The sequence below is a fragment of the Janthinobacterium sp. NKUCC06_STL genome (genome assembly GCF_019345455.1).
GTDB lineage: Bacteria > Pseudomonadota > Gammaproteobacteria > Burkholderiales > Burkholderiaceae_D > Janthinobacterium > Janthinobacterium rivuli.
Window position 1 is genome coordinate 105,714 of record NZ_JAHKQY010000012.1, and the last position, 14,715, is coordinate 120,428.

The following is a 14,715-nucleotide window of genomic DNA, read 5'->3' on the forward strand; positions in this document are numbered from 1 at the left end:
CATCCTGGCTGGTGACGGGCGCGTGCAAAGGCCCGGAAGCAGATACTTTAAACCTAAAGTATTTTTCCGGCAAGCGGAAAACAGCGGATTCAGCCAGCGCCGTCCGGCTTCTGTGCCAGACGCGCCTGCTGCGCCACGCTGCGCGCCAGCGCGGCCAGGGCCGTTTGTATCTGGCCGCCGTCGAGCACTGCGGCCTGCAGCAAGGCCATCATGCCCGCTTCCGCGCCGTGCAGACCCAGGGTGCGGCAACCTAGATGCAGCCGTTCGAGCTGCTGGCGCGCCTGGGCCGGTTCGCCGCGCGCCAGCAAGGCGTCGACCTGTTCGCTGGCGGCGACTATCTGTCCCTGGAAGCCCGTCAGGTAGGCCAGCAGGCGTTCGCTGTCGATGCCCAGGCGCTGCAAGGTGTCACGCGGCGCCTCGGCCGGCAAGGCGGAAACGTCGAAGCAGGCGTCGATATGCTGGCGCACCTGCTCCGGCTGGAAGGGCTTGACGATGTAGCCGGCGGCGCCAGCCTGCACGGCGTCGCGCACCGTGTCCTGGTCATTCGCCGACGACACGAGCACCAGCGGCATGGCATCGAGCGCGCTGTCGGAGCGGATTTTCTGCAGCAGCTCCATGCCGGACAGGCGCGGCATGCGCAAATCGCAGAAGCACAGCGACGGACGCAAGCCGCCTTCAAGCTGCTCCCACGCCGCCGCGCCATCTTCGGCTTCCACGATATCGTGCACGCCGCAGCTGTCGATCAGATGCATCAATACCATGCGCGACACGACATCATCGTCAACCACCAGTACTTTCATTGCTTTCTCCATAGGCGGCAGCGTCACGGTGCCTGGCCATATTCTACCCAGTTTGGCCGCGCGCTCGATGGCCGGCATTGCCTATTTTACATTTCCTTGCCCGAAACGGCTATTTGCGCCAACAGTGCGCGCAATTGCGGCAAATGCAGGGCCACTTGCGTCCAGCGCCCGCCGTCCGCCGCCTCCTCCATTTCCGTGCACAGCATGTGCAGCTGCGTTTCATCGAGATAGGCGGCGCTGCCCTTCAAACCGTGCAGCAGGCGCCCGGCGTTGTCCTTGTCCTGCGCCGCCAGGGCGGCGTCGAGTTCACGCAAACGCCCCTCCAGGTCGGCGAGGAAGGCGACGCGGATGCGCCGTTGCAGTTCGCCGCTGCGGATGGACTGGGCAGGCGCCGGCACGGGAACCGCCGGCGCGATGCCGAACAGGGCGTCGAGTTCGGCCTGCCCGCGCGCGGCGGCGCGCGGCGCATCCGACGGCATGCGCGGCAACATGAAACCGCGCTGCAGCTGGCGCTCGATGGCGCGCGCCAGCAAGCCATGCAGCACCGCCTCGTCCACCGGTTTGCTGAGGAAATCATCCATGCCGACGCCAAGATAACGGTTGCGGTCTTCATCGCTGGCGTTCGCCGTCAGGGCCACGATCATCAGTTCCTGGTCGCGCACGGGCTGGTCCGGCCAGCCGCCCACGCGGATCAAGCGCGTCGCCGTGGCGCCGTCCATCTCCGGCATGCGCCCATCCATCAGGATCAGGTCATAGCGCGTATGCACGCAGGCGGCCACCGCCAGCACGCCGTTGGCGACGACGTCGACCCGGTGCCCCAGTTCCTCGAGCATGACGCGGATGATGATCTGGTTGGTGGGGAAGTCTTCCGCGCACAGCACGCGCAACTGGTGGCTGTGCGGCGCCAGCGCCACCTGCGGCACCAGCGGCGGCGCCACGCCGTCGGCCAGCGGCAGGGTGAAGGCAAAGGTGCTGCCCTGCCCCGGTGTGCTGGCCACCTCGATCTCGCCCTCCATCAATTCGACCAGCTGGCGGCAGATCGCCAGGCCCAGCCCCGTGCCGCCGTAGCGCCGCGTGGTGCTGGCGTCGGCCTGCTCGAACTTCTGGAACAGGCGCGCCATCGCGTCCGCATCGATGCCGATGCCGCTGTCGCTGACCGTAAAGCGGATCAGGTTGACACGCCGTCCGCCACTGCCGCTGGCCACGCCGGCCCGCTCGACGCAGACACTGACACCGCCGCGCTGGGTGAACTTGAAGGCATTGCCGACCAGGTTGACCAGCACCTGGCGCAAACGGGTCGGGTCGCCCACCACGAACGGTGGCAGGTCGGGCGCGAAATCGATGGAGAAACCGATGCTGCGCGCGGCCGCCTGCTCCTCGAACAGGCTGACGACCGTCTCGATCGCCGCGCCGAGCGCGAAGTCGATGTTTTCGATACTCAGCTTGCCCGCCTCGATCTTGGAAAAATCGAGCAAGTCATTGATGATCACCAGCAGCGACTGGGCGTTGGCCTGGCCGCGCAGGATCTGCTCGCGCGTGGCGTCGTGCAGCTGCTCGTCGCGCAGGGCAAAGCCCAGCATGCCGATCACGCCGGCCAGCGGCGTGCGCATCTCGTGGCTCATGTTGGCCAAAAATTCCGACTTCTGGCGCGTCGCATCCTCGGCCTTGCGTTTGGCCTGGCGCAGGCTTTCCTCGTTTTTCGTCAGGCTGCTGTTCACTTGCGCCAGCTTTTCCGACTGGGCCAGCACTTCGATTTCCTTGCTCTGCAACTCGGCCGTGCGCTCGCTGACCTGCTTTTCCAGTTCATTCTGCTGATGCCGCAGCGCGCGCACGCGCTGGCGGTAGGCGCCATAGATGGCGCCCAGCAGCAGCGCCGCCATCAGGGTGCGGAACCACCAGGTTTTCCAGAACGGCGGCAAAATCGTGATGGCCAGGGTGGCGCCGCTCTCGTTCCACACGCCGTCCTTGTTGGCCGCCTTGACGCGAAACACGTAATTGCCGGCATCGAGGTTGGTATAGGTGGCAAAGCGCCGGCCCGCATCCGTCATGACCCAGTCCTGGTCGAAGCCTTCGAGCCGGTAGGCGAACATATTGCGCTGCGGCGCGGCGAAATGCAGGGCCGCGAATTCCAGCGAAAAGACGCTTTCGCGGCTGGTCAGCACCAGCTGGCGCGTATGGTCGATGGCCGTCCTGAGCACGTGCGCGAACTCGCCGCGGCCGATGGCCACCGGCTTGTTGAATATCTGCAGTTCCGTGATGGACACCAGCGGCGGCACGCGGTTGTCGTGGATATCCTGCGGCACGAACGCCGTCATGCCGTTAAAGCCGCCGAAATACATGGTGCCGTCGGACGCGCGCAGGGCCGCGCCATCGAAGTACGAGCCTTCCACGGTGCCGTCGGCGCTGTCGTAGTTGCGAAACAGGCCGCTGCGCATGTCGAGCCGCGTGATGCCGCTATTCGTGCTCAGCCACAGCTGCTCGTTGTCGTCGCCGAGGATGCTGGCGACGGCATCGTCGGCCATGCCATCCTTGCGCACGAAGCGCCGGAATCGGATCTCGCCCTTGGCGTCGACGTCCATGCGATTCAGGCCATTGGCCGTGCCCACCCACAGCACGCCGCGCTTGTCTTCGTGCAGGAAATGCACTTCGTCGTGGCTCAGACTCTGCGGGTTTTGCGGATCGTGGCGGAAATGGCGGAAGTGGCCAGTGGCGCGGTCGAGCAAGTCCAGGCCGTGGAAGGAGCCGATCCACAAGCGCCCCTTGCCGTCTTCCAGCACGGGCCGCACCATATTGTCGGACAGGCTGTTCGGGTTGGCCGGGTCATGGCGGTAGGTGGTAAAGCGCTTGGTCGAGGGGTCGAAGCGGTGCACGCCGCCGCGCGTCGAGACCCACAGCATGCCGCTGCGGTCGCTCACGATATTGCGGATGGTGTCGCTGTTCGGATCGCCGGCGGCAAAGCGCATGGTGAAAAAACGCCCGAGGGCCGGATCGAAGCGGTGCAAGCCCGTCGAGCCGCCCACCCACAGCACGCCGTCCGGCGCCTTGTACAGGGTGGTGACCTGCTCGTCGCGCGACATGCCGGGCGAACTGCGCAGGTCGAACAGGCGCGAGCTGCCGTCGCGCGTGTCGTACAGTTTCAGGCCGCCCTTGGTGGCCAGCCACAGCTTGCCATTGCCCGCGTCGGCCACGGCGCGCACTTTCTTGTCCGCCAGCGCGCCCACGTCGCCGGGCGCGCGCGCCATGCGCGAAAAGCCGCCGCTGCCCAGGTCGACCCGGCTCACGCCGTTGTACCAGGAGCCGACCCAGAAGGTGCCGGCGCGGTCGCGGTACAAGGATGACAGCTGGTTGTCGGCGACGCTGAACTTGTCGCCCATCTGGTGCCGGTACTGCAGGAAGGTGTCGCTCTCGGGCAGCCAGCGGAACAGGCCATCGGCATTGCTGCCCAGCCAGACCGTGGCGTCAATGTCCTGATACAGGCTGGCCACGCGGATGGCGGAAAAGCCCTGTTTTTCATTCAGGCGCAGGCGTGACTGCGGTGCCTGCCCGGCGGCGCCCAGGCGCCAGCGCTCGGCGCCGGCCATGGTGCCGATCCACAGGTTCTGCTGGCGGTCGATCAGCAGCGACTGGATGACGTTGTACTTCGAGCCAGGCTCCGTGTCGACGGCAAAGTGCTCGAAGCGGTCGCTGCCCGGCGCCAGCATGTCCAGGCCCGTGACCGTGCCGATCCACAGGCGCTGCTGCGCGTCCAGCGCCAGCGCCTTGATTTCATTGTCGCCCAGGCTGTGCGGCTTGCCTTCTTCATGGTGCCAGGTGCGGAAGGTACCTGTGGCCGGATCGAAATGCTGCAAGCCGTCCGAGGTGGCGATCCAGAAGCCGCGCGCGCCATCGTCGAGGATGGCGTGGATATGCCGGTTGCCGTTGCCGCGCTTGCTCTTTTCGGCCGGGGCGTAGTGGATGAAGGTCTGGCTGGCGGCGTCGAAGCGGTCCAGTCCATTGTCGGTGCCGACCCACAGCTGGCCCTGGCTATCGACGTGCAGCTCGCCCACCCAGTTGTCGGCCAGGCTGGTCTTGTCGCCTTCGATATTTTTGTAGACGACCATGCGGTAGCCATCGTAGCGGCTCAGGCCAGACTGGCTGCCGAACCACATATAGCCCTGCCGGTCCTGGGCGATGGCCAGCACCGATTCCTGCGCCAGGCCCTGCTCGACGCTGAGCTGGTCGAAACGCAGGGTGGGCGCGGGCGCCGCCGCGGCCCAGCCGCTCAACAGTAGACTGAGTAACAACACCACATCGCAAACACGTCGAAATACCAGCACAGTCGTCCTGTCAAAAAAAACGCGAAAAACCCGCACGCCGCTCCAAGGGCCGTCTCAGGAACCAAAGAACGCCAGGACATCATCCTTGCGGGCTTGCGTATCGCGCTGTCCAAGACGGATCAGCTCGTTAGTATACGTCGATTCGAACAATAAATACGATGCCAGCGCCGCGCCGCGCGCTTCGGCCGCGCCGATACCGGACAACATGGTGCGGATGGGACGCGGCAAACTGCCGATATGCCGGCTGGCGATGGCGTCGAGGCGCTCGGACGGCGCGATGACGAGCAACTCCACGGGACGCAAGGCCGTCTTGCCCAGCAACTCGGGCGGCAGCATCGACAGAGTCAGGTTGATGCGGTTCAGGCGTTCGATGTCGACGGCCAGGCCATCGAGGAAAATCGACGACAGCGCATGGCCGGCGATCTGCGCCAGGCTCGGGTAGCGCGCCGCTTCGGATGCGGCCGGCGCCGGTTCCGTCATGCGCCCCGCGCCCACCACCAGCACCTTGTTCGCGCCCAGGTGGATCGCCGGCGAGATCGGCGCCAGCTGGCGCATGGAACCGTCGCCGCAGTATTCGCGCTGGCCGCCCACGTACAGGGGCACGGCGGGGAAGATGAAGGGGATGGCGGCCGAGGCGAGCAAATGCTCCACGCCGATCTGGTCCGGCAGGGCCAGGCGCTGCGTGCGCACCCAGGGCGCGATATCCTCGGCCGTCTGGTAAAACGTCATGTGGCGGCTGCCCGAATACGACGACGCCGTCACGGCCAGCGCATGCAGCAAGCCATCGGCCAGGGCCGCGTCCAGGCGCGGCAGGTCGAGCATGCGGTGCAGCAGGCTGACCAGCGGGGTATTGTCGAGCAGGGAACTGGGCGGCGACGCATGCCACTGGCGCAGCAGCCAGCCGAATGACAGCAACGACAGCCAGCGCGCGCCCGAGCGGATCACGCCCAGCGAGTCGGCGCGGTAGACTTGCTCGACTTCGATGTGCTGCCACACGTCGAGCAGCTTTTGCACGCCTTCGCCGAAATTGTCGGCGCGGCAGGCCAGCGCCGTGGCGTTGATGGCGCCGGCCGAGGTGCCGCAGATGATGTCGAACGGGTTGCGCGCCGGCGCCCAGCCCGCTTCCCACAGTATCGCCGAAATCGCCTGCAGCACGCCCACCTGGTAGGCAGCACGGGCGCCTCCTCCCGTCAGTATCAAGCCTGTTTTATTTTGCATTCCCATGCCGGCAGATTAGCAGGGTCTGGATGCTTTGTGGAAAAGATTAGGGGGTGATTAATCTCCGCGTACCATGCCCTCCCTGCGTGGATCCGCCCCGCCAAACCAGAAATCCTTGCCATGCGCATTCAGGCGCATGATGCCCTGCAAGCCCGAGTTCTGTTCGATGACACGCACCTCGTGGCCCATGGCCTGCAGCGCCTCGACTTGCGCGGCCGGCGCGCGGCCTTTTTCCAGTTCCGTCGGGCCGTTGCGGCTGCCGAAGTTCGGCAGGCTGATCGCCTGCTGCACGTTCAAGCCCCAGTCCATGGTGCCGACGAGGACCTTGGCGACATAATTGATGATGGACGAGCCGCCGGGCGAACCCGTCGCCAGCACCAGCTTGTGCGTGCCCTTCTCGAACACGAGGGTGGGCGACATGGCGCTGCGCGGACGCTTGCCCGCTTCGACGCGGTTGGCGATCGGGCCGTCCGCATCGCGCGAATCGAACGAGAAATCCGTCAGCTGGTTATTCAGCAAAAAGCCGTCGACCATCTGGCGCGAACCGAACGCGTCTTCCACGCTGGTGGTCATCGACAGGCCGCCCCCAAACGCGTCGACGGCCACCAGGTGCGAGGTCGACGGGCGCTGCAAGGCGTTGTCCATGCCCCACGCCACCTGCATGCCGGGCGGCGTGCCGGGTTTGGCTTTGCCCATGGATTTATCGCCGATCAGCGAGGCGCGCTGCGCCAGATAGGTTTTATCGAGCATCGAGGCGATACCGTTGCCGGGCAGCGGCACAAAGTCCGTGTCGGCCACGTAGCGGTTGCGGTCCGCGTAGGCCAGGCGCCCCGCTTCCGAGAACAGGTGGATCGCTTGCGCATCGAGTACACCGTCGACGGGTGCATACGGGCGGATATCCTTCACTTCCAAGATGCCCAGCATCTGCGCGATGGCGATGCCGCCCGACGATGGCGGCGGCATGCCGCACACCGTCCAGGCCTTGTAATCGCTGCAGACGGGCTCGCGCACCTTGGCCTTGTAGCCGGCGATGTCGGTCGCCGTCAGCTTGCCCGGATTGGTCGGATGCGACGCCACCTTGGCGGCGATGTCGCGCGCGATGCGGCCGTTATAAAAAGCGTCGGCGCCGCCGCGGGCGATCTCGCGCAAGGTGCGCGCCAGCTGCGGGTTTTTCAGCACGTGGCCGACGGGCCAGGCCTTGCCTTCTTTGTCATAGAAATAGGCGGCAGCGACGGGGTCGCGCTTCAGGGCCTGGTCCCAGTTCAGCAAGCCGTTGAGGCGCTGGCTGACGGGAAAGCCGCCGTGCGCCAGCTTGATGGCGGGGCCGAACAGGGTGGCCCACGGCAGCTTGCCGTGTTCCTTGTGCGCCAGTTCCAGCATGCGCAGCACGCCCGGCGCGCCCACGGAACGCCCGCCCACCACGCCCGTGGCGCGCGAAACGGGGCTGCCGTCCGCATTCTGGAACAGGTGTTCATCGGCGGCGGCAGGCGCCGTTTCGCGTCCGTCAAACGCCTGCACGCCCTTGGCCGTGGAATACAGCAAAAAGGCGCCGCCGCCGATGCCCGACGACTGCGGCTCGACCAGGGTCAGTACCAGTTGCGTGGCGATGGCCGCGTCGATGGCGCTGCCACCCTTTTTCAGCATCTGGTAGCCGGCATCGGCGGCCAGCGGATTGGCGGCGGCGACCATGAATTTCTGCGCCGCCCAGCCCGATTTTTCCGCATACGCGGTAGCGATTTCCGGCGCCTTTTGCGGCACCTCGGCAAATACGGGACTGGCAGCCAGGGCTCCCAGCAAGGTCAGGCTCAGCGCCAGCGGCTTCAATGTGATCATGGATTCTCCGATAAAAAAAGGGCGCACAGCCGAGCAAGGCTGTACGCCCCATACGGGGGTATCCTACATCAAATCGCTGCCCGGCTTATTTAGGCTGCATGCGGATCGCGCCATCCAATCTGATTGTCTCGCCATTGAGCATGACGTTTTCCACGATGGCTTTCACCAGTTGCGCGTATTCGCCTGGCTTGCCCAGGCGCGATGGGAACGGCACCATCTTGCCCAGCGCATCCTGCACTTCGGCCGGCATGCCCAGCAACATCGGCGTTTCGAAAATGCCGGGCGCCACCGTCATCACGCGGATGCCGTTGCGCGACAGGTCGCGCGCCATCGGCAGGGTCAGCCCCACCACGGCCGCCTTTGACGACGCATACGCGGCCTGGCCGATCTGGCCATCGTAGGCCGCCACGGACGCCGTGTTGATGATGATGCCGCGCTCGCCTTCAGCGGTGGCATCCTGCTTGGCCATGGCGTCGGCCGCCAGGCGGCACATATTGAAGGTGCCGACCAGGTTGATGTTGACGACTTTCTGGAACAGGGCCAGCGGATGCGGGCCATCCTTGCCCACGGTTTTCACGGCCGGCGCCACGCCGGCGCAGTTGACCAGGCCGCGCAAGGTGCCCAGCTTGGTGGCTGCGGCCACCACGGCCAGGCCGTCTTCTTCCGACGTCACGTCGCACTGCACGAACACGCCACCGAGTTCCGCTGCCAGCGCCTGGCCCGCCTCCGTCTGCACGTCGGCCAGCACGACCTTGCCGCCGGCGGCCGTCAGCATGCGCGCCGTGGCCGCGCCCAGGCCCGATGCGCCGCCCGTGATGATGAATACATTGTCCTGAATCTGCATGAAATCTCCTGAGTGATAAGTGCCGTGTTCCCGGCGCCTGATGGTTGCATGGTGCCATAGTTACGTTTACGTAAACGTAATGTCGACGACAATTGTAGCCATTTTTACGCTCACCGAGCGAAAACTTGCAACACCAGCCAATGGCAGGGTTAAAAACACTGGATGAATGCGCCGTTGCGGTGGCAGATGCGCCCGTTGGCGTCGAGCGTGGCGTTGCCCGCGCCGTTGTAGCGCGCGCCGGCCGCATCGCGGCAACCGCCCGTGTCGCATGCGCCGATGGGCTGCGGCGCGCGCGGCATCGGCACGGCCGGGCTGGGCGGCAGGGGCGCCATGGGCACGACGGGAGGCGCAGGCTGGGCCGGCATGCGGCCGATCACCTGTGCCACGGAACGGCGCGGCTGCACGGGCGGCGCCGGGCGGCATGGCTCCACGGCCAGCTTGCCGCTGTCGCGCGGGTCGAGCTGGCACACGGGCAAAGGCTCAGGCAAGGAATCAGCAGGCGCCGCAGGCTCCTGCGCCCAGGCATGGCCGCCAGCTAGCACGATGGCGCAGGCCAGCGCCGGTATGGTTTTTATCATCGTCTTCATGCCACCTCCTCAAGCATCGATCTTACCGCTTTCATTATTGGCACACACGGCGCCAGATACCATGCACATGCTGCAACGGTGTTTTATTTCCTCTCATCACTTTCTTTCTTGCCAGCATGGCATTACAATAAGAACGATTCTTATTCTCATTATCGGAATTCGAGCGCAGTTTATTCTCTTTTCATTCATACCCGAGCCACCCGGAAGGCAGCCAGGAAATAACAACATCCGGAAAGTTCACCATGACCAAGCGTAGTCCCGCTTTCGCAACCTTTGCAGCCCCCGTTTCCACTCCCGTCCGCTCCATGCATTCCGCCGCCCTGCTCCTGCCCTGCCTGCTGTCGCTGGCCGTCAGCAGCGCCTGGGCCGAAGGCAATGTGGCCGCCGATCCCACCATGAACACGGTGGTCGTCACCGCCTCCGGCACGGCCATCGACATCAAGGATGCGCCGGCCAGCATCAGCGTCATCACGCGCGAGGAAATCGAGCGCCAGCCCGTGTATGACCTCAACACCCTGCTGCGCCGCATCCCCGGCGTGACGGGCGGCACCGGCACCGAAGACGAAGCGTCGAAGATCAAGCTGCGCGGCTTGCCCGACAAATACACCTTGATCCTGGTCGATGGCAAGCGCGTGGGCAGCTCGGCCGACACGGCGTACCGCCCAGACTTGGGCCGCCAGGACTTGAACTGGATTTCGCCCGACATGATCGAACGTATCGAAGTGGTGCGCGGCCCGATGTCCTCGCTGTACGGCTCGGACGCCATGGGCGGCGTGATCAACATCATCACGCGCAAGGTGCCGGGCAAGTGGAACGGTTCGGCCACGGCCAACTACACGCAGCCGCAGGACAGCGGCCGCGGCACGGCGCACCAGATGGGCGTGAACCTGGCTGGCCCCTTGTCGGACACGGTCGGCATGCGCCTGGGCGTGAGCCAGACGCGCCAGAATCCCGATGAAAAATTCTTCGATAAAGCGGGCAGCATGGGCGGCGAACGCAACCAGACTGTCTCGGGCCAGCTGACCTGGGCGCTGGGCAAGAAACAGAACCTGTCGCTGGACGCCAGCTATGGCAGGCAGGAAGCCAGCACTTCGAGCGCGCGTGATGCGGACGGCGAACCGCTGGTCGACAGCTGGGGCGCCAACAAGCTGATACGCAAGAGCGTCAGCCTCGGCTACGAAGGCCGCTGGGACTTCGGCAAAACCACCGTCAACCTGTATCACAACGACTTCGATAACCAGGACGTCGGCACGGTGGCGAAATCCAAGGACAGCACGCTCGATGCCAGCCTGGAAAAACGGGTCGGCTGGGGCGGTATCGAGCAGATGCTGGTGATGGGCGGCCAGTGGAAGCACCAGGAACTGACGAACACGAATACCATCGGCACCGTGCCCACCGATTACCTGGGCAACACTGTGAGTGGCGCGACCTTGTCCGGCACCACGTCGGCCCTGTTTGCGGAAGATCAGCTGTTCCTGCGCGACAACCTGACGGCCACGGCCGGCCTGCGCCTCGATCACCACAGCAAGTTCGGCAACCACTACAGCCCACGCCTGTACCTGGTGTACCACCCTGCCCCCGCCTGGACCATCAAGGGCGGCGTCTCGCAAGGCTTCCGCGCCCCGAGCCTGAAGGAAAACTCGCCGGCGGCGGCGACCAATTCGGGCGGACGCGGTTGCGGCAGCCTGAAACCGCTGGGCTACGTCACCGGTTCCTGCTACATGGCCGGCAATGCGGACTTGAAGCCGGAAACGAGCACGGCCGGCGAGATCGGCGTGGCGTGGGAACAGAATGGCTGGGACGTGGGCCTGACTTACTTCCACACGGATTTCAAGAACAAGATCGACTATGCGCCGCTGGGCTTTTACCAGCAGCGCTGGTGGACCAAGATGACGAATATCCAGAAGGCGCGCACCAGCGGCCTGGAAGCGACGGCCACCATCCCGCTGACGAAAAACCTGAACTGGCGTAACAACGTCACCTACATGGCGGAAGCGAAAAACCTGACGACGGGCGCCAACCTGCTCTCCACGCCAAAACTGTCGTGGTACTCGGCGCTGGGCTGGCAAGTCAACGACCAGCTGTTCGGCGAAGTATCGGCCCAGTACACGGGCAAGGAACTCGATGCGGGCAAGCTGGCCGACAAGGCCTACACCATCGTCGACACCGTCGTGTCGTACAAGGTCACGCCGCAGTGGACCGTGCGTGGCGGCGTGCAAAACCTTTTCAAGAAGGGCCCGATGGCCGATGGACTGGTCGACTATTATGTGCCGGGACGGCGCATGTTCGTCGGTCTGACGTCGCGCTTCTGACGTTCAGGGCACGCTGGCCGGCACCACGGCGCGCCAGGGTGTCATGCAGCGCGCCACGTACGGGTAGTACCCGCGTGGCCGCGCGCAGTAATACCACACGTCCGGTTCCGGATACACGGGCGGCGGCACGATGACCGTGCCGCCGTAGTAGTCAACACGGGGATAGCCATGCCAGGGATTGCCATACCAGCGCGGTCCGTGGCCATGGTGCCATCCATGGCCAGCCCATGCGCCGCCATGCACGCGGCCGTGAAAATGACCGTGGCCGCCATGGCCACCGGGCGTGGCCCAGGCATCGCCTGCCAGCACCAGGCCCGCTACCAGCAGCGCCAGCCATAGGCCACGTCTTTTGTGCTTGCTGTCCATGACATCCTCCTGCAGTGCAAGACTTTCATCATCCTCTCTCCATTATTGGCAAACGGGCGACGCAAGCCAAGCTGCCGTAACAATTGCTCACCTTTTAGACGCCGGGAACAAGGGCAACCGGGAGCTGCGCCCCATACAAACGCAAACAGCCCCGCGGCGCGGGCCACGGGGCTGCAGGGAGTGAGCGGTTTATTGCGCCGGCAAGCTTTGCACGGGGGTCGCCGGCGCCAGAATGGGCGGCACGGGCGCGTGGATGGGTGCCGGCGCCTTGACCGCCAGCCAGCCCGTGGCCGGCAGCAGCGGCACCAGCAGCAGGGCCACGATATTGATGATCTTGATCAAGGGGTTGACTGCCGGACCGGCCGTGTCCTTGTACGGGTCGCCCACCGTGTCGCCCGTGACGGCGGCCTTGTGCGCGTCCGACCCCTTGCCGCCAAAGTGGCCATCCTCGATGTATTTCTTCGCATTGTCCCAGGCGCCGCCGCCCGTGGTCATGGAGATGGCCACGAACAGGCCCGTGACGATGGTCCCCATCAGCAAGCCGCCGAGGGCCGCTGGCCCCAGCAGCATGCCCACGACGATGGGTACCACCACGGGCAGCAGGGACGGCACGATCATTTCGCGGATGGCCGACGCCGTCAGCATGTCGACGGCCTTGTCGTATTCAGGTCGCGCCGTGCCTTCCATGATGCCCTTGATGTCGCGGAACTGCCGCCGCACCTCGACCACCACGGCGCCGGCCGCGCGGCCCACGGCTTCCATCGCCATGGCGCCGAACAGATACGGAATCAGGCCGCCGATGAACAGGCCGACGATCACCATGGGGTTCGACAGGTCAAAGGTGATGTGCTGGCCCACGGATTCGAGCGCATGCGTGTAGTCGGCAAACAGCACCAGCGCGGCCAGGCCCGCCGAGCCGATGGCATAGCCCTTGGTGACGGCCTTGGTGGTGTTGCCGACGGCGTCCAGAGGGTCGGTGATGGCGCGCACGGAGTCGGGCAAGCCCGACATTTCCGCGATGCCGCCCGCGTTATCCGTAATCGGGCCATACGCGTCGAGCGCGACGATGATGCCGGCCATCGACAGCATGGCCGTGGCCGCGATGGCGATGCCGTACAGGCCGGCCAGCTGGTACGAGACGAGGATGGCGACGCAGACGGCCAGCACAGGATACGCGGTGGACTTCATCGACACGCCCAGGCCGGCGATGATGTTGGTGCCGTGGCCCGTCGTCGACGCTTCAGCGATGTGGCGCACGGGCTTGAAGTCGGTGCCCGTGTAGTACTCGGTGATGTACACCATCAGCCCCGTGAGGACGATGCCGACGACGGTGGCGCCCAGCATCTTGTAGCGCATGGCGTCGTCGGGCCACAGCAGCCACGTGACGACGGCAAAGCCGACCAGGGACAGGCCGGCCGCCCACCACAAGCCCGTGTACAGGGCCGACATGATTTTCGCGCCCGGCTTGGTCTTGACCATCGAGCAGCCGACGATGGAAGCGAGGATGGAGACGGCGCCCAGCAGCAGCGGGTAGATGATGGCCGTGCCGCTGGCCTCGGCCATCAACAGGGCGCCCAGCAGCATGGTGGCGATCAGGGTCACGACATAGGTTTCGAACAGGTCGGCCGCCATGCCGGCGCAGTCGCCCACGTTGTCGCCCACGTTGTCGGCGATGACGGCCGGGTTGCGCGGATCGTCCTCGGGTATGCCCGCCTCCACCTTGCCGACCAGGTCCGCGCCCACGTCGGCGCCCTTGGTGAAGATGCCGCCGCCAAGCCGCGCGAAGATGGAAATGAGCGAGGCGCCGAAGGCCAGGCCGATCAGGGGCTTGATCAAGTCATGCTGGGTCAGGCCCGGCGCGCCCGTCGTCACCAGCAGCCAGTAGAACAGGGTCACGCCCAGCAAGCCCAGTCCGACGACCAGCATGCCCGTGATCGCCCCGCCCTTGAAGGCCACGTTCAAGGCCTGGTTGATGCCCAGCGTGGCCGCCTGCGCCGTGCGCACATTGGCCCGCACCGAGACATTCATGCCGATGAAGCCGCAGGCGCCCGACAGCACGGCGCCGATCAGAAAGCCCAGCGCCGTATGCAGGCCAAGCAGCGCGTAAATGGCGATCAGCAGCACCACGCCAACGATGGCGATGGTGCGGTACTGGCGCGCCAGGTAGGCGGCCGCGCCCTGCTGGATGGCCAGCGCGATTTCCTGCATGCGCGCGTTGCCGGGATCCTGCCGCAGGATCCAGCTGCGCGACACCAAACCATAAATGACTGCGACCACGCCGCAGGCTACCGCAAACCACAAACTGGCTGCCATATCGTCCCCTTCTGTTTTTATCCGACGTCATTGCCAACAGCTGCAGACCGCACCGGGTAGGCACGCGCAGCCAGGAAAACACGACCTGCAAAAAACCTGAACCACGAAAACGATACGGCGCCCGCC

Annotated in this window: 9 protein-coding genes; 1 reads left to right on the plus strand and 8 read right to left on the minus strand. The window is 65.4% G+C overall.

Annotated features, from left to right (window positions below; translation table 11 throughout):
• Window positions 1-89: 89 nt before the first annotated feature.
• The 6 genes from KO539_RS26580 to KO539_RS26605 all read right to left on the minus strand — a co-directional run bounded on the left by KO539_RS26580 (window position 90) and on the right by KO539_RS26605 (window position 9,598).
• Complete coding sequence (locus tag KO539_RS26580) at window positions 90-800, minus strand: response regulator (RefSeq protein WP_219313064.1); 711 nt, start codon at window positions 798-800, stop codon at window positions 90-92.
• An 86-nt stretch (window positions 801-886) separates the two neighbouring features.
• Complete coding sequence (locus KO539_RS26585; RefSeq protein ID WP_374106494.1) at window positions 887-5,086, minus strand: two-component regulator propeller domain-containing protein; 4,200 nt, start codon at window positions 5,084-5,086, stop codon at window positions 887-889.
• Window positions 5,087-5,170: 84 nt separating this feature from the next.
• A complete protein-coding gene (locus tag KO539_RS26590) occupies window positions 5,171-6,340 on the minus strand; it encodes a patatin-like phospholipase family protein (protein WP_034751717.1) in 1,170 nt (389 codons plus the stop codon).
• A 51-nt stretch (window positions 6,341-6,391) separates the two neighbouring features.
• Window positions 6,392-8,167: a gamma-glutamyltransferase gene (gene ggt, locus KO539_RS26595; RefSeq protein ID WP_176388664.1), complete on the minus strand. Its 1,776-nt coding sequence runs from the start codon at window positions 8,165-8,167 to the stop codon at window positions 6,392-6,394.
• An 85-nt stretch (window positions 8,168-8,252) separates the two neighbouring features.
• The gene (locus KO539_RS26600) at window positions 8,253-9,011 is read right to left on the minus strand and encodes a 3-hydroxyacyl-CoA dehydrogenase (protein ID WP_099665094.1); all 759 of its coding nucleotides are present in this window, start codon (window positions 9,009-9,011) and stop codon (window positions 8,253-8,255) included.
• 149 nt (window positions 9,012-9,160) lie between these two features.
• Window positions 9,161-9,598, minus strand: coding sequence for a hypothetical protein (locus KO539_RS26605; RefSeq protein ID WP_219313068.1), 438 nt, complete (start codon window positions 9,596-9,598; stop codon window positions 9,161-9,163).
• A gap of 242 nt (window positions 9,599-9,840) precedes the next feature.
• Between KO539_RS26605 and KO539_RS26610 the strand changes: the two genes are divergently transcribed.
• Complete coding sequence (locus tag KO539_RS26610; protein WP_219313070.1) at window positions 9,841-11,910, plus strand: TonB-dependent receptor domain-containing protein; 2,070 nt, start codon at window positions 9,841-9,843, stop codon at window positions 11,908-11,910.
• 3 nt (window positions 11,911-11,913) lie between these two features.
• On the opposite strand, the gene KO539_RS26615 is transcribed toward KO539_RS26610, so the two are convergent.
• Together KO539_RS26615 and KO539_RS26620 are read right to left on the minus strand one after the other, a co-directional pair.
• Complete coding sequence (locus KO539_RS26615; protein WP_099378938.1) at window positions 11,914-12,276, minus strand: hypothetical protein; 363 nt, start codon at window positions 12,274-12,276, stop codon at window positions 11,914-11,916.
• Window positions 12,277-12,465: 189 nt separating this feature from the next.
• Entirely contained in the window at window positions 12,466-14,589 is a 2,124-nt protein-coding gene (locus tag KO539_RS26620; RefSeq protein WP_035825774.1) for a sodium-translocating pyrophosphatase, read from the minus strand.
• Between the last annotated feature and the right edge of the window lie 126 nt (window positions 14,590-14,715).